This window comes from Aliikangiella litoralis, from assembly GCF_052495765.1.
Genome location: NZ_CP199292.1, coordinates 1,770,121 through 1,790,324, shown reverse-complemented (window position 1 = coordinate 1,790,324; position 20,204 = coordinate 1,770,121). Strand labels below are relative to the sequence as shown.

Here is a 20,204-nt window from a genome sequence, read left to right as displayed (position 1 = left end):
GATTTATCTACAGGCTTTAATGGAAAGATTTTTGATTCGTTTCTCAGCAACTAACACTCTGACCCGGTAAACAGAATGTTTACCATTACGCTTTAACTTAACACTGACAACTTTTCCGCCACCGCTTTGTTTTTTCGCTCGATTAATTGCTTCGTTACTCGTAATAAGCTGACAAGCATCATTTGCTTTTTTGGGTGAAGCAGCACTAACAAGGTTTAAGCTTCCAGTAACCAATAAACAAGTGATAATGCTCAAATACAATTTTTTCATAATTGGCTCGGTCAGTGAAGTTAGTGTTAATACTACATCATGGCTTATTTGAAGAGCCCATAATCATTGGCTCTTTCAGTGAGTTACTGAAGTATTTTTATTATTTCCAGCAGTAACCTGATCAATAGCATAACAAAGAAAAGCTGAATTATACCTGAACTAAAGTCAGCTCGTCAGCAACATCACTGTCGTCAATTTAAATAGATTAAGCAACCAATTGTTTAGCCATTATATCTAACGTTTCAGATTCTAACTCAATATCTCTCAACGCTGATTCAGCATTATCCTCATCAATAGAAAGAAGATCCATTGTAGATGGAGGTAAATTAGTGTCTACTGCATCACCGATACCTAAACGTTTTAACAAACGATTAGCGACTAATACGATATTTGAATAAACCGCATGCTTACTCCAAAACTCTTCTTGGTGATGTCTTTGAACTGCAACAATTAACTCATCAGGCATATGCCAATTAGTCATTAGCCAGGCACCAATTTCTTCATGAGTTACCCCAAGTACGTAAAACTCAATATCTTCAATAGCAATATGAGGGTTTGCTAATATTGTTGTATTGACGAGGTTAAATTGTGGAGGGAAAATGTGTCCAAGCAATAAGTGACCAAAATTGTGTAATAGCCCACTAAGATAAATGAGTCCTCTCTCAGGGCGCTGCTTTATAGGCATAATGCGACAAAGCTTCTCAGATAAACTCGCACTATAAATGGCCTGTTTCCAAAACTCTCTGACACCTAGCGGGCCATCCATAGGCACTTTAAGTGACTTGCCAATAGAAATACCTAGTGCCAAATTCATCACCAACTCAAACCCTAATACTCGTGCAATTGCTGTTTCTACCGAATCAACTTTTCCTTGATAACCATAATAAGGAGAACTAGCCCAACTGACAACTTGTGCGGCTAAGGACGGATCGCGCGAAACAATTTTAGCTAACTTTGTAGCATCTGCACTCGGATCTACTCTTAACTTCATGATGTCTTGTGCTATTTCAGGCATTGCAGGTAGATCAAAGGTTTCATCAACTCTTTGCTTAAGCCTTATCGCGGTAAAACTGACATCAACATCTTCATTGCTTGCTTTCTTTTCCCGGCCAGCATAAATGCTTTCTTGGCTAGCTGCAAAAGCAAGGGTTTCTGCATCTTTATATAAAGCTTTCACCTGATTCTGCTTAAGCTTCAATAAGCAAGTGGGATCGCCACTTTCAATAATGATTTCTGGCATTTCAATAACACTGGAATCAATAATCATTTTAGCTGAGCAAACATTGGGAATTGGAGGGCAAGTGTTTTCATGGCAACCTTTAAACAGAGCATTTTGCTTTTCTAAAGTTAACACTCGAAATTCACATTCTTTCAATGTGGAAATAACCTTCATATCAAGTAATGATGTGTATGGTAAAGCCACCACTTTAACAGCCTCTCCTTCAACTAAAGCGACCGCCCGCACAAACTGATTAACATCTTCCTTTAACAGCCTTTCTGCATTTAATTTATCTAATGCTTCAGGCAACTCAATTACTTGAAACTCAACACTATCATTTTCTAATTGCTCTAAAATTGATTTAGGAATTGACAAACCGATTACCTACAAATTGATTAATACCTATCTTAATATATAGCCTGTTTTTCTCTCTCCTACCGAAAAATTCATCGATTCATTCAACAAATGCCTATAAACCAGTATTACTTCTCATATATCGTTATAAAAGCTTTTCCGGGATTGTTTTTAAAGCCTCTTCATTGAGTTGTTCAGAAGCTTTCTCATTTAGCTCTACCCGCTCAATTTTGCTAAACCTTGAAGAAATTTTTCTTGCAGAAACATGAACATTTTCAACATCTTTAGAAACTTGTCCAATATGCTTGGATAAATTATCCATTCTTTCTTGAAAACGCTCAAAATCTCGTGATAAAAACTGTAAATGCTCTTTAATGACATGAACTTGTTTACGTGTTTGTTCGTCCTTAATTACAGCAGAAGCTGTTGTCAAAATAGCCATAAGAGTTGTAGGTGATACCATCCATACCTTTTTCTGGTAAGCAAACTCGACAAGCTCGGGTAAGTGCCCATGAATTTCAGCAAATATACTTTCAGCCGGTATAAACATCACAGCGCCATCTGTTGTTTCTGGTGGTAATATGTATTTGTTAGCAATATCATTAATATGTTTTTTAATATCTTTGGAAAATAACTTGCTGGCCTCAATACGATCAGTTTGAGCTAATTCTAAGTCGCTCATTTTTTTATAGTTTTCCAGCGGAAACTTAGCATCAATTGCAATTTTTCCTGTTGGTTCAGGCAATAATAAAACACAATCAGCAATTTTTGTATTCGACAGTTTTTTCTGCATAGTGTAGTGACTACTAGGCATCGTATTGCTAATTAGTGATAGCAGCTGAACTTCACCATAAGCACCCCGTGAACGCTTATCATTTAATATTTCTTGTAAACTAACAACATTCGATGATAGTTCGGTAATTTTTTTCTGTGCCGCATCAATAAGCGCAAGGCGTTTAACAACATCATTAAAAGTTTGATTCGTTTGATTAAAGCCATCTGCTAGCCTTTTTTCTACCTGACCACTAATCTCTTTAAGTCGGTTATCGGTATTTAGAGTTAACTTAGAAATACTCTGCTCTAAACTTTCACTTTGTTTAGTTAAACCTCTTTCAAGATCATCTCTAAGGCGCTTTATTCCTTGATTAATCTGTTCATTAATTTCATTTCTAATCAGGGTTTGATGTTGTGCCATATCAATATTCATTTTTTCAGCAAACTGGTTAAGCGCAATTGTCTGTTGATGATGGCCATCACTCAACTTTTTCTCAGTTGTACTTTTTAAACTTGCAAAATGTTGAAACATTTGCAATTTAAATGTTTGCAAATTTTCACTCAATAACGAACCTGACTCAGAAAAACGCCGCTCAAGTTTAAGCTGCAATTCACTAATTGATGAGACTTGTTTATCTTGATTTTGCATTATCGTATTAAATAGGCGCTGTTGCCCATTAGCAAGCATCATTTCTATATTGGCTTGGAATTCATTTTGTTGCTGAGAGAGGTTCAGCATACTGGTGTGGATATTTTCTATCGACTTTTTAAAAAAAGCTTGTTGTCTTTTAATCGATAATAAAACGATTAACAGCAATAAAATTAATATAGCAGCTAAAGCTAATACAACCTCAAAGTTAAGCAGAGAAAACCAATTTTGCATTATTCTTAGTGATCCACAATGTCAATAATCCACAATGTCAACAATCCTCAAAATTACCAGCTTCCAATTATTAATACTTTAAATGAATAGAGAGAACTGAATTCTGTTTAGCTTAAAATAATATGGTCAATCACTTTCTATTACTTGCTAATTAAGCTGGCGTTGAAAATAACAACCCGAGATAAAAATAAATAAAACATCATTGCTCCATTACGACTTTAGCTACAACCTATCCATGTGTTTGTGATCAGCGCTAGCAAACCTGCCATATACCTAAGGTCATCATATTAAAAATCAGTTTTATATATATCACTACCTTGTGAATCAAATTTTTATCAAGATAACTTTAATTGAGAGCCTACCCAGCGACGATAATATTTCTTTGTGGAGAAAATCTGGGGTCAACATAAACAATGCTGATAAACCAACCTAATTTACGTTGAGTATTAAAGCCATCAGCAGGAAGTTATCTTCAACAGCAAATATACTACCAAAGAAACCACTACTCAATCAAGTAGTTTTTTTTTAAATATTCATTGCTCTACCAGTGATGGTCAAACGGACTTTTCGTCTATCTTTGCCACTCCTTCGTTCTCCTTGGCGCATATCTGGTACAGTGATAGTCCTGCCACTCATTTGGCGCCGATCTTCTCCTGATCGACGCTCACTCTCTTTTCTCTCATCTTTTTTTTGTGAGGTCCAAGTGACATTATCACTAACTATTTCATTATCGGAGTCAGGTTTTGACATAAATCTCGCTTTATTTATCAGACGATTAGCAAAGATGCATTAAACAGTATAGATACAATTGATTTGAATATACCACCTTTTTACCCCCTACTAAATAGCACTTCTTAAAAAGCACTTTTTAAAAACCTAAAACGAGTTTGCAAGTATAAAATATAGTCAGAAAAAAGCACTTTTATGTGCCAAACTTACCTGATTAGCAGTAAAGCAAACCATGAAATATCTCATTATATGAACTATCGTTTGCTATAAAGCTGAAAGTGTCCATTGTCTATGATGGTAATAGTAATAAGAGAGTTTGATATCATTAATGAACAATCTCAATAAAGCAGCGCTTTTAAGTGGAAGTCAACCGAATAGTGATTCTTCATCAGAACAAAGTAATGCATCTATATTAGCTGAAAATAACTACCTAAAAGACACACTTAAACAACTCATTAACAGTGCCAATAAAAACCAGAATACTCAAGAAAAGTTTTACGAGTTAGAGCTCTATTTTTTGGAGTCTCAATCTTATGCTTGTTTACTTGAAAGGGTTTTAAATGATTTAAAATCAAAACTTCAACTAACTCAGGTAGAGTTAATACTGGTTGATCACGAAAATGAAATACAACGACTCGTTGATGCAATTTATAATGATTTATATTTTCCTAATCTTAAGTATGTTGAACACCCCATTCAGATCCAAAGCTTTTACACTGACACAATTCAGCTCAATTTGAGTCAAAACCAATCCGTCATTCGCAAACTCTTTTCTCATACAGGTAACCAATGTCAAAGTGTCGCGCAAATACCACTTTACCGAAGTAAGAAAATTATTGGTAGCCTTCATTTAGGTAGTAATGACTTTGAACGTTTCCACCCAGATTTAGCCACTAACTTTTTACAACACTTAGGCTCAATCATTAGTGTCTGTATTGAAAACTCTATCAATCAAGAAAGATATATTCACTTAAGCTTGGTTGATATGCTAACCCGAGCAAAAAATAGACGTTACTTTTTTCAATCACTCGCTAAAGAAATTGCAAGAGCTAGTCGTTCATTAATGCCTATTTCTTGTCTATTCATTGATATCGATCATTTTAAAAATATTAATGATAACAAAGGCCATTTAGTTGGAGATAAAGCATTAAGAGCCGTTGTAAAGTCAATTACTCCACTATTAAGACAGTCTGATGTATTAGCACGATTTGGTGGTGAAGAGTTCACCATTTTATTGCCAGAATGTGATGCAGCCCAAGCAATGGAAATAGCAGAACGAATTAGGCAAAAAGTTGAGCAACTTAAAATTGAAGAAACAACTCATCAATACTTTCACATTACCATTTCACTTGGTGTTAGCACTTGGGAGCCAAAAGAGCAGCAACTAGAAAATGCAGATGCAGTACAAAATTACTTAATTAATATGGCAGATAAAGCTGTATATGAAGCAAAAGAAGCAGGCAGAAACTGTATCAAATTAGCACGTATTTAGACTCAGTTATAAAGTCGAAGTCAAAGCCTTTAACTGATTAAAAATACGGCTCTCTTTTATATGACTATTGAGCTGCCAACCAGAGTAATCTCTTCTGGGTTGGTCACCAAAACCAGCAATATAGTTTTTGCGCAATCGATCAAAAGTATCGCCTATATGACTTTTAACTTTTGTATTTTTAATGGCACTCAATAACTTTTGATGATCTTTTTCTATATCATAAATTGATAATAAATAATCTATCAGCTGCTGTTTCTTATTTTTATCTACCAATAGATTTTTAGGTGGGTAAATCGACTGAATCATAGCGTTATCAACTTCGTGCATTATTTCAAAGTGTTTACAAAAAGCTTCAAAAATCATAACTGTTCCCCGAGACTTACCTTCTAAGGTATGTCCGGCAATATGTGGTGTAGCCAATAAACACTTTTTCAGCAATGAATAATCAATACTAGGCTCTCCTTCAAATGTATCTAGCACAAAGTCAGCATGTTTTGAAGAGTTAAGATAATCGCATAATGCACTATTATCAATCACCTCACCTCTAGCCGCATTAATCACTAACTGTTCAGTATTTAATTTCGATAAAAATGGCTCATTAACCAAATGATAAGTTGAATGCTCTCCAGAGTAAGTAATAGGAACATGAAAAGTAATCACGTCGCAATTCATCATATCGGCCATTGATGCAAACTGGCGCTTGTCACCTTGTTTTTGTAAAAGTGGATCACATAAAAGATAATCAATGCCTAAAATAGTCAAGCAACGTGCTAACTCTGTTCCTACATTGCCAGCACCAACAATACCCACTTTTAAATCTTGCCATACACGCCGATATTTTTTAGTCCAATAACAAAGTGCGCTTATCACATATTGGGCAACTGCCGACGCATTACAACCTGCAGCATTTGACCAAGAAATATTATTTTTTGCTAACCAACGTCTATCTAAATGATCAACCCCAATTGTTGCGGTACCAACAAATTGAACGTTTGACTCTGCCAGCAACTTTTCATTAATTGGTGTGATTGAACGGCACAGTAAAGCATCAGCTAACTTAACATGCTCAGCAGATATTTCACGCCCCGGCTTGGTAATAATATTACCAAAACTTGCAAAAAGAGACTCTACGTGCGGCATACTTTCATCAGCAACAATAGTTAACATTTTATTCAAGACATTGATTCATATGGTTGATATAGGCGAGGTTATTTAGACTGAAAATATAGATTAAAAATTTACAAAAAAACCGACCTATGTAAAAATCGAATCATATAGTCTCATAAACTCGATAAATAATGAATACTTTCCCTTTCTCGCACAAAGAATATATTTTTCAATTATTAAGTGAGTGTAATTTACCAACAAATGATCTCAATGACTCGAACTTAGAAAATTTTTTAGCCTGCGGAAATCCCCATACTCCTTCAGGAGTGATAGGCATTGAAGTACTTGGCGAAAATGCTTTACTACGCTCTTTAGCCGTAAAAAAAGAGTCACGAAGAAAGGGCTATGCTCAAGCACTAGTATCAGAACTGGAAAAGTTAGCCAAGCACAAAGATGTTAAAAGACTCTATTTACTAACACAAACAGCGGAGTTATTTTTTAAACACCTTGGTTATCAAGTGGTAGAAAGGGCTTTAGTCCCCAAAAGCATACAATCCACCCAAGAATACTCTTCTATATGTCCTGCTAATGCGACTGTTATGTCAAAAGCTTTATAGTTACATTGAACCAACCGAGTAATCATGATTTTGACTTTGCATAAAGACTAAGTAATTATATTTTCTAGCCCTTATTCATACTAAAACGAAAACATACATTAGATAAATATAATATAATGAGATTTAAATGAAAAAATAAAAGCTAAATTACGGTAATTTGCCACCAGGCAATTGCTTTTTAGTCTATTTTTTATTTTGATGTAGTGAACTCGTTTTGTATTACTTGATTAAGGCATCCCAATGTTTAAACGTGCAGTCCCCCTTTATGAAGACGACTCTCACTCCTGTCTTGCCTTTGTCGATCTGGTTAAAGGCTCTGGCATTCAATCCAATCAATTTATGATCGTTAATAACAAACGTTCGGCACTCATTGATCCTGGTGGAGATCTCACTTTTGGCGCATTAACCATTGAGGTTGCTAAATATTCCTCCTTAGACAATCTGGATTATATTTTAGCCTCACACCAAGATCCCGATATTATCGCCAGTTTACCCAAATGGCTTATCAAGTCACCAGCTAAAGTCATTACCTCTAAACTTTGGTCTCGCTTTTTACCCCATTTAGTACCCGGCTATTTAAATGATGAGACAGGCATATCGTTAAATAAAAGAATTATTGGTTTATCAGATAAAGGCGGCTCAATCAAACTAGGCAATAGTGAAATTATTGCAGTACCTGCACACTTCTTACATTCAGTAGGTAACTTTCAATTTTTCGATGTCAAAAGCCGCATTCTTTTTTCTGGTGATATGGGAGCTTCATTAATAGAAGATAATTCAGCAGCCGAGCCTGTGCTCAACTTTAAAAAGCACATACTTAATATGGAAGGTTTTCATAAACGCTATATGACTTCTAATAAAGCTTGCCGTTTGTGGGCTGGAGTGGTTAAGTCGCTTAATGTTTCTATGATTGTTCCACAACATGGTAAACCATTTGCTGGCGAACAAATTTATGAATTTTTAGATTGGATATCTAACTTAGAGTGCGGTATTGATCTCATCGATGAGTCTTTTTATCAACCTCAAGTTTCGGTATTTGAGCAAACAGCCTAACATTTAGATAACCTAAATGTTATTAAATTTGGTTAACCCCATTCAGTTTAATGCTGAAATAAAACTCACCACTTCAATATTGTGAACTCTGTCAAAAAAATGACCCTGTTTCTGTTTTTTTATAGCGATATAAAAATAACAGTGATAAATTCCCTCCCCATTATTTTGACTCGCTAATTAACATAAAAATTGATACACCATTTTTCAAAAAAGGATTTTTGTTGTTATGTCCATTCTTCGGATTATTCAAGACTGTTTCCAAAAAAGTTACCTGCTAATACGCTTCTGTGACATGAGGTTTGTTCCAGCCTTATTGAAACCGCTGGATTTTTGGCATAGTGATGAGGCTTTATTTCTGGTACAACGCTTAGAGCAGACATCAAACGATTGGCAAAACCTTGCTCTCGCAACCAGCGGTTATCAGAGTTGGAAAAATGCCAATCCCTGGTCTTCAATCGAAAAATATATTGCTGTGTGTTTAGCCAAACGAGAGCTGTTAGTGTTTAAAATTAATCCAGTCAATGTAAAGATTGAAAGACTACAATTTAACAACCCGTATGGATTATCCTACCGTTTTTTACCCGCTTATTACCGCTTAACGCATTCAGCCTTGCCACTAAAAAGAATAACCGACCTAACAAAAGCGCATTCGCTCGTTCAAAGCCTCAATCTTTCTGATAAACAATTCAATGAGTTAATTGAAACCTTATCAATTTCACCGCCTGCATCAACCAACACCGCCAAACCGATTGACTTACTATGCAAAGCGATTATTTCAGGTGCAGTAATTATTCATGAACGAGAAGCTGTCACGACTTCAAAGCCATTGGTTGAAGAACCTTTAGGACCCAATGACAGGCCCTCAACCATGGGCGTAGAGCCTTATGACCCGGCAAAAGCCTATCAGGAAAAACAGGCAAAAGCGAATCAACCCATACCGCTCAGTGAACGTAAGGGCTTGCCGCCTGCTTCGTTGGATGATGCTGCCAAACGGTTAGAGTCTATGAAACAGTTAATTAAAGACAATGGCTATCAACCTAAATACACTGATGAAGAACTCATGCAACAAGCTCAACTCGGCGATGTGGCTCAAGAGCGTTTTCATGTAAGGGTGATGAAAAAAGGTTATCGCTGGAACCCTTATGATAAAGTAAGATCAGAAGAGAATCTGACAGGGGCATTAGGAACCACCTTGGAAGGAAGCACCGGAAAAGGCGCAAAGTATTGGTCTACCACCTTCGATCAAATTGAAGATGCCGATCAAGATCCGCGTTTAATTAATGAAAAGCTAGGCATATCGCATCAAGAAGGTGCTGAGTTTTTAGTGGTGATTATTGATACCGAGCAAGCCATACCATTAACAGGAGTAAAGAGTGTCCCCGCCACCTTTGAAAAAGTAGGTGAATTTGCTAATGTGGAATTGCCAAAAAGCTTTCCCGAAGCATTTACCAATCAGGTAATGAATGAGGAATATCAGGCTTTGTATGCCCAGCATCATCGGGCTGCGGTTGAAAGTAAGGTAATGGAAGAATGGGACACAAAACCTGAAAAGTTTGAAAGGTATTTAAATACCACTAACTTAAGTGAACAAGAAAAAAAGCTAATGCAAAAACGCTTATTAATGCATAACAAAGTTGGTAATAACCAATATTATGAAGGTAATGGACTGACTAAAAACCTGATTGCTGACAGCAATAATCAATATGGCAGTGTTGAAACCCTCAATTTCGAACGTAAAGAAATTAACCTGCAACAACTTAAAGAGGTTGGTGCGATTCAAATGATTGAATTAGGATAACGACTATGTGGATCACTAAACCTGAATACCCGATAAAACCCAATGTACAAAAAATCCAACACCATGAACAGTTACCTGCGGGCGTGGTGGAATTGGCGCGTTTAAAAGATGATATTAGTCATGACAACTCTTTATGGGTACTGCTAAAAAATGAAGGTATTTTATCGATTTTAAACCCAATGACACTTACTATGGTCGGTTATCCGCCTGAATATATTTGCCCTCAACATGACTTTCCAATGGCTATGCTGCCCTGGTTTAGTCGTGCTTTAACCGAGTTTCAAAAGCCACCAGCCGAAGGCGGGTTACATGCCGGTGCTATGAGTGGTGGCGATGAAGAGGTTGGTGGGGAGATGTTATGTATTGAAAGAGCGATGGGAGTCGATAATTCCCGCGGGGGGTATTCTGTGGTGAATCGCTCTCGATGCTTGAGAAAATATTTTGATCAAATGGATACGATGTTTGAACCCCATGAAATCTGTTGGCCGGACCGATTTTTATATGACGGTGGTATGTTGAATTTAATTACTCAACTGGGTCAGCGTGTTGAGGCGGGTGATATTTAGCGGGTGAGCTAGCTTTTACTTTCTGCTAAACAGAATTGCCAGCAATAATATAATTGCCAATTCTAATCGAGGTTTATCTTTGGGGTTCTGAAATAATTTTTCTGGACCTGACTTTTCCCTAATTTTTCTTAGCAATAATAGTTCAAATAAAGTTAAAATAGCTTCGGTTATCTTATTTTGACCTTTTATTTTTGCTCTTTAAAAATTTTCTTGTTAATCAATAAGTTATATTATGGCTTAAAAACTTTGGTATTTTGGCCAAAAACTAGCTAAGTGACTGTTGCCACTTATTTTTTTATGTTTATACTGTAGTTCACTGCCGCATAGGCAGCTTAGAAATTTACCCTCCCAATAAACCCATCCTATTTTTTGTTCACTGCCGCATAGGCAGCTTAGAAATTAATTATCTTTATACGAAAACTTTAAAAGAAGTTCACTGCCGCATAGGCAGCTTAGAAAAATAAAAATAAATTACGAAAAACGAAGCTACAGTTCACTGCCGCATAGGCAGCTTAGAAATCTTTAGCGTTAAAACGTGAAAGCTCCTTATAGTTCACTGCCGCATAGGCAGCTTAGAAAATCATTTGTAAACCCTCTTCAAAGCAATCTGAGTTCACTGCCGCATAGGCAGCTTAGAAATTGATCCCGTAGCTGAAACGATAAAGCCTGTAGTTCACTGCCGCATAGGCAGCTTAGAAAGACAGTAAAGCGTCTGATTTGTATAGAAAAGCGTTCACTGCCGCATAGGCAGCTTAGAAATTGCGGGTTGCCCGATTTTGTCTTTGCGTCATGTTCACTGCCGCATAGGCAGCTTAGAAACCAAAATGTCAGCATAAACTCTTATTTTAACCGTTCACTGCCGCATAGGCAGCTTAGAAAATGCCAACCATCCACATTAAGCAGAAATTGTCGTTCACTGCCGCATAGGCAGCTTAGAAAAATGCTCGCAGCTCAATCAAAATATAAGAGTTGTTCACTGCCGCATAGGCAGCTTAGAAATGTAATTTGTATATGGCGTGATTTAACTCGTCGTTCACTGCCGCATAGGCAGCTTAGAAAAGTTTCGGCCGTAAGCGATTGTGTTTTTGCCCGTTCACTGCCGCATAGGCAGCTTAGAAAAATGCCAGAGCCTACAGATAAAAGTCCCTCTAGTTCACTGCCGCATAGGCAGCTTAGAAATTACTACAAACTCGCTTGCAGACGGGAAAAACGTTCACTGCCGCATAGGCAGCTTAGAAATAGGGCGAGCGTTGGCGAAAAAACAGTTTCAGGTTCACTGCCGCATAGGCAGCTTAGAAATTCACCAAAACTTTCAAAGTCTTCCTGATTTCGTTCACTGCCGCATAGGCAGCTTAGAAATAAAAGGCTCATAATTTTTTCTCATCTAATAAGTTCACTGCCGCATAGGCAGCTATTATAAAAAACCAGACCTTATCTACTAAAAACAAATCGTTTGGTTAAATAGCGGGCTTTTAGTTAAAATGACTTTTTGTTTCAGAAAAAGCATTTTATGAGCATTGATTACACACTACTCGCTATTTTCATTCCCACTTTTGCGCTCGTTTCTTCAACACCAGGTATGTGCATGACTTTAGCCATGACCCTCGGTATGACCATTGGGGTGCGTAAAACATTTTGGATGATGTGGGGTGAACTAATTGGCGTTGCGTTAGTTTCTATTCTTTCAGTTATCGGCGTTGCCAATATTATGTTGAGATATCCAGATATATTTAATATTGCTAAATACGCTGGCGGTTTATATTTAGCCTATCTTGGTCTTCAGTTGTGGCGTTCCAAAGGAAAAATGTCACTCAGCCCTAAGGCTGATACACCACCCAATGTTGATGCAAAGCAATTGGTATTACAGGGCTTTATCACAGCTATAGTTAATCCTAAAGGGTGGGCTTTTATGCTGTCGCTGCTGCCTCCATTTATCAATCCAGAGTTGGCGCTTGTTCCACAATTGACTATGCTCGTATTAATTATACTCGTCACTGAATTCACTTTTTTAACGCTTTATGCAACAGGTGGAAAAACATTACGCCAGTTGATTTCAAATAGTGACAATGTACGTCTGCTTAATCGAGTTTCAGGAACCTTAATGATAGGCGTTGGAATTTGGCTAGCGCTTGGCTAACGCTCTCAGTAAGGCTACAATAGCCCCTTTTGCCAATAATATTTCGGCTAACTTTTGATAAGAGTAACTTAAATGACGGATAAACTAGCGAGCTTTTACACCAATATATTGTCAGAGCTAGGCGAAGACATCAATAGAGATGGACTGAAAGATACACCACAGCGCGCAGCAAAAGCAATGCAGTTTTTAACTCGCGGCTACCACCAATCACTTGATGATGTGGTAAACAATGCTATTTTTGAATCAGATAATGATGAAATGGTAATAGTCAAAAATATTGAACTTTATTCTCTTTGTGAGCACCATTTGTTGCCGTTTATTGGAAAATGCCACGTGGCTTATTTGCCAACAGGCAAAGTGATTGGCCTATCTAAAATAGCGCGTATTGTTGATATGTTTGGCAGACGTTTGCAAATACAAGAAAACATGACAAAGCAAATTGCTGAAGCCATTATGCAAGTTACCAATGCTGCCGGAGTTGGTGTAATCGTTGAGGCTAAACATATGTGTATGATGATGCGTGGTGTCGAAAAACAAAACTCGGTAATGACAACATCAATTATGCTTGGCGCGTTTCGCTCAAAACCAGCAACACGTGGTGAATTTCTGAATTTAATTAGGGATTAATACCAGACGCTGTTTGTATCAATAGATAGATTGCGATAATGTCTAGCGCCCACCTTAAAAAATTTGCTACCGTCAAACCAGCTAAAATAGAATGGCGCAATAACCAGCCTTTTAATTTAGAGTTTGACGATATTTATTTTTCTTCTGAAGGGGGCGTTGATGAGTCAAACTATGTTTTTATTGAAGGTAATCAACTAGAAAAAGATTGGTCAAATAAACAACAGTCTGATTTTTCGATTATTGAATTGGGCTTTGGTAGCGGACTTAATTTTTTTAATACCGTTACACTCTGGCAACAAATAACCAAACAAAATGCTTATAATAAAAACAACCATCTGCATTATCTTTCCATTGAAAAAAGACCTCTGACTGTATCAGATCTAAAATTAATTACTCATCACTGGCCTCAGTTTTCAAAGTTATCTACAAAGCTCATTCGCAACTACCCTTCTCTTACTTATGGGCGACACCAAATTTTTTTAAAAGAATATCAGGTGACCTTAACTTTATTTTTTATGCCTGTTGATGATGCGCTTCAAGACTTAGTAACCGAATCAAACTACCAGGCTGATAAACTAAAAATTGATCATTGGTTTTTAGATGGCTTTGCTCCTAGTAAAAATACTGAAATGTGGGCGCCTTCAACCTGTGAAAAAATAGCCCACCTTTCAAAACCAGGTACTCGTTTAGCCTCTTTTAGTGTTGCCTCTCAGGTAAAAACACCGCTAAAAGAGGTTGGTTTTAAAATAATAAAACGTAAAGGCTTTGGCCGCAAACGAGAAATGCTAACGGCAACATTTGCGCCACCTCAGACAAATAGCCCCACCGCTAAATTCATCAACCTTAAATACGAACGTCCGTGGCTTCATTACAAGCAAACGACTAAACCAAAGCAAGTGGCCATTATTGGTGGTGGTATCGCTGGATGTGCAACAGCTTATTGTCTGGCACAAAAAGGAATAGCGGTTGATATTTTTGAACACTCAAAGCATTTAGCCAGCCAGGCTTCTGGTGCGGCGGCGGGCATATTTCATCCTCAACTAACTAGTGACATGAACTACAGCAGCCAGTTTAGTTGGCTTGGATACTTATATCTTTTACGGTTTTTAGCAGAATTACCAAAAGTGGAAAAAGATGCCGTTATTATCCAAAGTGGTCTAATTCGTTTATTAGATAGTGCAACTCAAAAAGATGAATTACTGAACTTAATTGATGAGCTTCGGCTTCATAACTGGGTGAGTCATGTACCCGCTCATATTAATCCAGAACGTAGTCTTTTATTTCCACATGCAGCCGCACTCAATATGTCAAAATTGTGCAAACTATTCATTAATCAAATTGACACGAGTCAAAAAAGATTATTGCTTAATACATCCGTCACAGCCGTTAATCAACAAGATAACCAATGGGAAGTAATCACCAATCAACAAAAGCTAGTTTATCAACATGTCATTTTCTGTGGTGGAGCAAAAAGCCAATTGCACAACCAGTTTATTAACTTTTCAACCAATGTTACCCGAGGTCAGACTTGTGCTTTTAGTCACCCTTTACTGGGTGAACAACTAAAACAAATTCTTTGTGAACAAATTTATTTAGTGCCTCACGAAAACCATGCATTTATTTTGGGAGCCACCTTTGATGAATTACATGACGATAAATTAAATTATCACAGTCAAAAAAACTTACTCGACAAAGCAACTAACCTTTTGCAAACAATGCAGCTACCCTTTTTATCTGACTCACAAAAACAAGCGTTGGAACTGCAAGGAACCATCGGTTATCGATTACACTCGCAAGACAGGCTGCCAATCGTTGGCGGTGTCACCGATAAAACAAAACTCACGCACGATTTCACAGGACTCGGACAAAAGCGACTGCTAAGAGACAAGCTATCTTACTACAATATACCGGGCTTATGGCTAAACACCGCTTATGGTTCACATGGATTAATCAACTCACTACTGGCTAGTCAGCACTTGGCCAGTTTAATTAATAATGATATATCACCAATTCCTCAAACCCTGGCCGAAGCCATACACCCTGCCAGGTTTATTATCAAAAAGTTAAAATAAACCTATAGGCCAGTGTTGCTTGTAATACAACGATGGATACAACCTATGTATGGAAATTCAAAGCTTGATCTAAATCAAAACCAACCACACCTACCAACGATAATGATTTGCATTAATAAACGTATTTGCGTATAGTCCGCGCCATAATAATAAATAATGTTAACAATCTAATTTTGTGTGGAAAACTTATGAAATTTAAATTATCAGCAATAGCTGCTTTAATTGCATCAACCTCTGTTATGGCCGCAGAGCCTAGCAATAAAGAGCTATTAGAGCTTATTAAAAAACAGCAAACGCAAATTGAAGCGTTAAAAAATAAAGTAGAAAAAGCCGAAGAAAAAACGGCAGAAACTGATAAAAAAGTAGAAGCCAGTGTTGCTGCTATTGAGCAAAACTTAGGCGGTACTAACAGTAAAACCAGTATTGGTGGTTATGGAGAGCTTCATTACAACAATATTGAGGACAGCGAATCTATTGACTTCCATCGATTTGTTTTATTTGTTGGTCATGAATTTACCAATAGCATCCGCTTTTTCTCGGAGCTCGAAGTTGAGCACTCTTTAGCTGGAGAAGGTAAACCAGGTGAAGTTGAATTAGAACAAGCTTATATAGAAATGGATTTAACCGACGCAAGCACTTTAAAAGCAGGTTTGTTTTTAGTACCTGTTGGTATTCTTAATGAAACCCATGAACCAAACACTTTTTATGGCGTTGAAAGAAACCCTGTAGAAAAGAACATCATTCCTGCCACTTGGTGGGAAGCAGGCTCATCAATCAATACTAAGTTTGGTGATGGTTGGAGCGCAGATTTTGCATTCCACTCAGGTTTAAGTGTACCAACCGATGGTAGTAAATCATTTTTAATTCGCGATGGTCGTCAAAAAGTTGCCAACGCCAATGCTGATAGTTTGGCGTATACCGCTCGACTAAAATACACCGCTATCCCGGGCCTTGAACTAGCAGCATCTTATCAAGTTCAATCAGATGTTACCCAAGGTGAATTGGATGCAGGTGCCTCACTATTTACTGCTCATGCCGTATACAATAAAGGTGGTTTTGGCTTAAGAGCACTTTATGCCGCTTGGGAAATTGATGGGGCAGATGCTGAAGCGATTGGTCGTGATGAGCAAGAAGGCTACTACATTGAGCCAAGCTATCGTTTCAATGAAAGCTTTGGATTATTTGCTCGTTATAATGTTTGGGATAACAATGCTGGTGATTCAACAGATACAGAAAAACGGCAAAGTAACATTGGCTTAAACTATTGGCCACATGAATATGTAGTATTTAAGTTTGATGTTGAAAACCGTACTGGCGCGCAAAATGGAAGTGGGTTTAATCTAGGTGTTGGTTATCAATTCTAATAGATAACCAAATTATTGGGAAAACAGGTACTAAAATAGCCACTCAGCCTCGTTTATCCCATGATATACTTTACCAATTAAGGCAAGGCTCGCTCTTGCCTTAATTAGTTTTAATTACACCAACTTAGAGGTCAATCTTGAGGCAAATCGATATCAAAATAAAATTAGCGATTGGTTTGTTGATATTCGTGTTTGCAATGCAACACCCTACCACTTTGGCCAAAACTTATATGAGCCAAAAAGATTTTTTAAATATAGCCTTTCCTAAAACTCCTCAAATAACCCCCCCCGAAGCCAAAGTTCTTTGGTTAAACGACTCAATCCAGCAAAAAATTATCAAAATACTACACCACCCCTACCCCAAACTAAGGATCCGTTACTGGAAAAGTAGTCAACGAACAGTATGGTTTTTAGATGAAATAGGCAAAGAAAGACCAATTTCATTTGCAGTACAGATAGAAAAAGATAGAATTCAGCAAATGAAAGTACTCGCATTCAGGGAAAGCCGCGGTGATGAAATTCGCATGCAAGCATTTACACAGCAATTTGATAACATCAAACTGGACGAAGGTGGCCAATTAAGTCGGCATATTGATGGCATTACTGGGGCAACAATGTCTGTTGCAGCCATGAAAAAAATTGCTCGGGTTGCTTTAATGCTTGCCAAACTTGTTGACTAATGAACAAATACCATAAACAACAAAAATTAAGAAAACGTAAAGGAATTTTTAGAAAGTGGCATAGGCGACTTGGCTTTGCAGCTTCTGTATTTCTGTTAAACCTCGCCATTACTGGGGTTTTACTCAACCATTACGAATCTTTTGGCTTACACCTCAATCACATCAAGTCAGCTTGGTTACTGGATATATATGGGGTAAAAGCCCCTAAACAGGCAGTTTGCTTTACAAGTAAACAAATGACAGCTTGCCAATTAGATCATCAGCTTTATATTAACCAACTATTTTTTAACGAAGAAGAAGGTAAACTACTGGGAGTATTACAACACGCAAACTTTTACTTTGCCATTACGACACATCATCTCTATGTTTTCACTGAGAATTGGGAACTTGCAGAAAAAATTTCATATTTAGATGATTTGGAGTCCAATATTGTTGCAGCAGCTTATACCAATGGTTTACTCGCCGTTAATACTGGAAAATCTGATTTCATCATGGAGCTTTCATCATTCGAATGGCAGCCTCCAGAAGAGATAAAACAACTTAAGCTAAACCACTTTGAGCCAACGCCATTAACAGAATCATCATTAGTTAGCCTACAAGACAATTATAAGGCACGCCAAATAACCCAACTACGCTTTGTACAAGATTTACACAGTGGTAGGTTATTGGGCCTATCAGGACAATTGTTCAATGATATCACCGCTGTAATCATAATTTTACTAGCTATTAGCGGTTTTATTACATGGCAAAGACGCAAAAAAATTGCTAATTAACCAACATTCTTCAATATTTTTATATTAAATCGCTTTGCCTATCCTTTTTTTATAAATTCCTGAACGGCTGCTGACTTTGATAGTTTCACTGGCTCAACTTTGTTAATAACGCGTTTAATCGCTGAGCTAAGCGACCAGATTTCTGCACTTGCCACAGGATCGGTCCACTCATAAACACTGCACCCTTCAGCGAATGAATCCATATATGCTACTCTAAAGGTTAATTGGTTTTTCAATGCCGTTAGTTTTGATTCTTTAGCAACGGAATCTATAACTTCTTCAGAAGACTTAACACGCCGTCTAACACGGTTCCAACATATTTTAGTTTTAAGCGATTTGTTGAGACTTTCAGCTTTTTCGATTAATGTCTCAAAAGTAGCAAACGACCAGATTTCAACAGATGACGGTGCAAGTGGGATAATGATCAGGTTTGACAACAACAACATGGTTCGCACCACGGCATTCACATGAGGAGCACCATCAATTAAAATATAATCATATTTCTCTTTATTTTTCTCAATTAAACCCACTAATTGGGCTGAAGTTGCGGCTTGTTCAATATGTAATCCGGTATCTTCATACAGATTTACTCTAATGGCAAACCAGGCCGATAAAGAGTTTTGGGGAGGATCACAATCAATCATCAGTACTTTGGATGATTGGGAAAACGTTACTGCCAAATTGGCACATATGGTACTTTTCCCGACTCCGCCCTTAGCCTGGGCGATTGAAATAATTTTGGCCGTCATAAACAGATACCCACAATCATCAATGATTCAGTTTTTTAAATTATTCTATCTGACTGATAATGTAGGATTTTTTGGCTAATAAAGCAAATATTTAATCATAATCTAAGAGGATATTTTTCAATTAGCAGCGTTAACCGCTTCTAAATAAGAAGCATTTTTTAAAGCAACTAATTAGCTAAAATACTCTATCTTACGCTGTGCATAGTAATCCACAAGCCAATCAATTCTATCTTGCTCATAGGGTCTTAACCCTCCCATAATAATCTGCTTTTTACCTTGACCAATTGAGCGACTGTCTACTCTTAAATCAAATTCCATGATCACCAGACCACGTCTACCATTTACGTCTAACTTGGAATGAGTTAAAACAACTTCAGGACCAATATCAGAAAACTCTGATAAATCTAATTGCATCATCTCGTAGATAACCATAGGCTTATCTGGATTAATCATAACCCCCTCTTGTTTCATCAATGAGACAAGGATCCCTGGGAAAGTCTCGCCAGAAAAAGCAACATAGTTCTTGATTAGTGTTTCTATAAAATCATGATTTTTAGTGCTTTCTCCTTGCTTAGCAATTGTTAAGTATTGCTTATCGTTGTCCCCTTCCAGCAAGATCGCGTTATCACTTTCAGTAAATTTAACAGCAACATCACCACTCACCATTTCTTTAAATTTAAAGCTCATTGACTGGCTAATACCAAACTGACTAAGAGTGGCAGCAAACAGCAAATCTCCAGGAACACAAAATCGTTTATTATCTACATCATGTAGCGGGTTAAAGTCTCCGGCTATTTCCTTAGCAAACCGACTACCCTGCTCTTTAGAAAAAGAAACACCTTCTTCAATTTGGCGAAAATACTTTTCAACAAACATAACCATTCTCCACTAAATTCATAAACAGGTAATATGACAAGATAATGTCCTTCAAAAAAGGATA

18 protein-coding genes and 1 CRISPR repeat array are annotated in these 20,204 nt (G+C 37.2%); of the genes, 11 read left to right on the top strand and 7 right to left on the bottom strand.

What is annotated here, in order from left to right; genetic code table 11:
• Positions 1–3 precede the first annotated feature (3 nt).
• The 4 genes from ACT5E3_RS07555 to ACT5E3_RS07540 form a co-directional block, all read right to left on the bottom strand.
• Positions 4–270, bottom strand: coding sequence for a PepSY domain-containing protein (locus tag ACT5E3_RS07555; protein WP_444997688.1), 267 nt, complete (start codon positions 268–270; stop codon positions 4–6).
• A gap of 205 nt (positions 271–475) precedes the next feature.
• On the bottom strand, positions 476–1,864 hold the full coding sequence (locus ACT5E3_RS07550; RefSeq protein WP_444997687.1) for an aminoacyl-tRNA deacylase and HDOD domain-containing protein: 1,389 nt from the start codon (positions 1,862–1,864) through the stop codon (positions 476–478).
• 124 nt (positions 1,865–1,988) lie between these two features.
• Complete coding sequence (locus tag ACT5E3_RS07545) at positions 1,989–3,500, bottom strand: DNA recombination protein RmuC (RefSeq protein ID WP_444997686.1); 1,512 nt, start codon at positions 3,498–3,500, stop codon at positions 1,989–1,991.
• Positions 3,501–4,025: 525 nt separating this feature from the next.
• A complete protein-coding gene (locus tag ACT5E3_RS07540; RefSeq protein WP_444997685.1) occupies positions 4,026–4,250 on the bottom strand; it encodes a hypothetical protein in 225 nt (74 codons plus the stop codon).
• Positions 4,251–4,557: 307 nt separating this feature from the next.
• On the opposite strand from ACT5E3_RS07540, the gene ACT5E3_RS07535 reads away from it, so the two are divergent.
• Entirely contained in the window at positions 4,558–5,721 is a 1,164-nt protein-coding gene (locus tag ACT5E3_RS07535) for a DUF484 family protein (RefSeq protein WP_444997684.1), read from the top strand.
• A gap of 6 nt (positions 5,722–5,727) precedes the next feature.
• Here the strand turns inward: ACT5E3_RS07535 and ACT5E3_RS07530 are convergent, their stop codons facing one another.
• On the bottom strand, positions 5,728–6,888 hold the full coding sequence (locus ACT5E3_RS07530) for a 4-phosphoerythronate dehydrogenase (protein WP_444998589.1): 1,161 nt from the start codon (positions 6,886–6,888) through the stop codon (positions 5,728–5,730).
• 131 nt (positions 6,889–7,019) lie between these two features.
• Between ACT5E3_RS07530 and arsN2 the strand changes: the two genes are divergently transcribed.
• The 10 genes from arsN2 to ACT5E3_RS07480 all read left to right on the top strand — a co-directional run bounded on the left by arsN2 (position 7,020) and on the right by ACT5E3_RS07480 (position 18,515).
• A complete protein-coding gene (arsN2, locus tag ACT5E3_RS07525; protein WP_444997683.1) occupies positions 7,020–7,445 on the top strand; it encodes an arsenic resistance N-acetyltransferase ArsN2 in 426 nt (141 codons plus the stop codon).
• Between the two features lie 240 nt (positions 7,446–7,685).
• On the top strand, positions 7,686–8,498 hold the full coding sequence (locus tag ACT5E3_RS07520; RefSeq protein ID WP_444997682.1) for an MBL fold metallo-hydrolase: 813 nt from the start codon (positions 7,686–7,688) through the stop codon (positions 8,496–8,498).
• Between the two features lie 226 nt (positions 8,499–8,724).
• Complete coding sequence (locus ACT5E3_RS07515; RefSeq protein WP_444997681.1) at positions 8,725–10,296, top strand: hypothetical protein; 1,572 nt, start codon at positions 8,725–8,727, stop codon at positions 10,294–10,296.
• A 5-nt stretch (positions 10,297–10,301) separates the two neighbouring features.
• Positions 10,302–10,862, top strand: coding sequence for a hypothetical protein (locus tag ACT5E3_RS07510; protein ID WP_444997680.1), 561 nt, complete (start codon positions 10,302–10,304; stop codon positions 10,860–10,862).
• Between the two features lie 311 nt (positions 10,863–11,173).
• A CRISPR array of direct repeats spans positions 11,174–12,281; the repeat unit is 28 nt; unit sequence GTTCACTGCCGCATAGGCAGCTTAGAAA.
• A 91-nt stretch (positions 12,282–12,372) separates the two neighbouring features.
• Positions 12,373–12,999: a LysE family translocator gene (locus ACT5E3_RS07505; protein ID WP_444997679.1), complete on the top strand. Its 627-nt coding sequence runs from the start codon at positions 12,373–12,375 to the stop codon at positions 12,997–12,999.
• 72 nt (positions 13,000–13,071) lie between these two features.
• Positions 13,072–13,626, top strand: a complete 555-nt coding sequence (folE, locus tag ACT5E3_RS07500) for a GTP cyclohydrolase I FolE (protein WP_444997678.1) — start codon at positions 13,072–13,074, stop codon at positions 13,624–13,626.
• Between the two features lie 38 nt (positions 13,627–13,664).
• Positions 13,665–15,698: a bifunctional tRNA (5-methylaminomethyl-2-thiouridine)(34)-methyltransferase MnmD/FAD-dependent 5-carboxymethylaminomethyl-2-thiouridine(34) oxidoreductase MnmC gene (mnmC, locus tag ACT5E3_RS07495; RefSeq protein WP_444997677.1), complete on the top strand. Its 2,034-nt coding sequence runs from the start codon at positions 13,665–13,667 to the stop codon at positions 15,696–15,698.
• A 188-nt stretch (positions 15,699–15,886) separates the two neighbouring features.
• Positions 15,887–17,062 (top strand): porin, encoded by a 1,176-nt coding sequence (locus ACT5E3_RS07490; protein WP_444997676.1) that lies wholly within the window; start codon positions 15,887–15,889, stop codon positions 17,060–17,062.
• A gap of 197 nt (positions 17,063–17,259) precedes the next feature.
• Positions 17,260–17,742 (top strand): FMN-binding protein, encoded by a 483-nt coding sequence (locus ACT5E3_RS07485; protein WP_444997675.1) that lies wholly within the window; start codon positions 17,260–17,262, stop codon positions 17,740–17,742.
• Complete coding sequence (locus ACT5E3_RS07480) at positions 17,742–18,515, top strand: PepSY-associated TM helix domain-containing protein (protein WP_444997674.1); 774 nt, start codon at positions 17,742–17,744, stop codon at positions 18,513–18,515. Before ACT5E3_RS07485 ends, ACT5E3_RS07480 begins: the two co-directional genes overlap by 1 nt.
• A gap of 38 nt (positions 18,516–18,553) precedes the next feature.
• On the opposite strand, the gene ACT5E3_RS07475 is transcribed toward ACT5E3_RS07480, so the two are convergent.
• Both ACT5E3_RS07475 and ACT5E3_RS07470 read right to left on the bottom strand, forming a co-directional pair.
• Complete coding sequence (locus ACT5E3_RS07475) at positions 18,554–19,264, bottom strand: AAA family ATPase (protein WP_444997673.1); 711 nt, start codon at positions 19,262–19,264, stop codon at positions 18,554–18,556.
• 171 nt (positions 19,265–19,435) lie between these two features.
• Positions 19,436–20,140, bottom strand: a complete 705-nt coding sequence (locus ACT5E3_RS07470) for a DUF3581 family protein (protein ID WP_444997672.1) — start codon at positions 20,138–20,140, stop codon at positions 19,436–19,438.
• Between the last annotated feature and the right edge of the window lie 64 nt (positions 20,141–20,204).

What these genes read in the sequence shown, in the direction of transcription:
- ACT5E3_RS07530 (WP_444998589.1), bottom strand. Translation starts at nt 6,888, where the DNA reads ATGTTAACTATTGTTGCTGATGAAAGTATGCCGCACGTAGAGTCTCTT.
- folE (WP_444997678.1), top strand. Translation starts at nt 13,072, where the DNA reads ATGACGGATAAACTAGCGAGCTTTTACACCAATATATTGTCAGAGCTA.
- mnmC (WP_444997677.1), top strand. Translation starts at nt 13,665, where the DNA reads ATGTCTAGCGCCCACCTTAAAAAATTTGCTACCGTCAAACCAGCTAAA.
- ACT5E3_RS07555 (WP_444997688.1), bottom strand. Translation starts at nt 270, where the DNA reads ATGAAAAAATTGTATTTGAGCATTATCACTTGTTTATTGGTTACTGGA.
- ACT5E3_RS07535 (WP_444997684.1), top strand. Translation starts at nt 4,558, where the DNA reads ATGAACAATCTCAATAAAGCAGCGCTTTTAAGTGGAAGTCAACCGAAT.
- ACT5E3_RS07545 (WP_444997686.1), bottom strand. Translation starts at nt 3,500, where the DNA reads ATGCAAAATTGGTTTTCTCTGCTTAACTTTGAGGTTGTATTAGCTTTA.
- ACT5E3_RS07485 (WP_444997675.1), top strand. Translation starts at nt 17,260, where the DNA reads ATGCAACACCCTACCACTTTGGCCAAAACTTATATGAGCCAAAAAGAT.
- ACT5E3_RS07540 (WP_444997685.1), bottom strand. Translation starts at nt 4,250, where the DNA reads ATGTCAAAACCTGACTCCGATAATGAAATAGTTAGTGATAATGTCACT.
- ACT5E3_RS07480 (WP_444997674.1), top strand. Translation starts at nt 17,742, where the DNA reads ATGAACAAATACCATAAACAACAAAAATTAAGAAAACGTAAAGGAATT.
- arsN2 (WP_444997683.1), top strand. Translation starts at nt 7,020, where the DNA reads ATGAATACTTTCCCTTTCTCGCACAAAGAATATATTTTTCAATTATTA.
- ACT5E3_RS07475 (WP_444997673.1), bottom strand. Translation starts at nt 19,264, where the DNA reads ATGACGGCCAAAATTATTTCAATCGCCCAGGCTAAGGGCGGAGTCGGG.
- ACT5E3_RS07515 (WP_444997681.1), top strand. Translation starts at nt 8,725, where the DNA reads ATGTCCATTCTTCGGATTATTCAAGACTGTTTCCAAAAAAGTTACCTG.
- ACT5E3_RS07490 (WP_444997676.1), top strand. Translation starts at nt 15,887, where the DNA reads ATGAAATTTAAATTATCAGCAATAGCTGCTTTAATTGCATCAACCTCT.
- ACT5E3_RS07505 (WP_444997679.1), top strand. Translation starts at nt 12,373, where the DNA reads ATGAGCATTGATTACACACTACTCGCTATTTTCATTCCCACTTTTGCG.
- ACT5E3_RS07520 (WP_444997682.1), top strand. Translation starts at nt 7,686, where the DNA reads ATGTTTAAACGTGCAGTCCCCCTTTATGAAGACGACTCTCACTCCTGT.
- ACT5E3_RS07510 (WP_444997680.1), top strand. Translation starts at nt 10,302, where the DNA reads ATGTGGATCACTAAACCTGAATACCCGATAAAACCCAATGTACAAAAA.
- ACT5E3_RS07470 (WP_444997672.1), bottom strand. Translation starts at nt 20,140, where the DNA reads ATGTTTGTTGAAAAGTATTTTCGCCAAATTGAAGAAGGTGTTTCTTTT.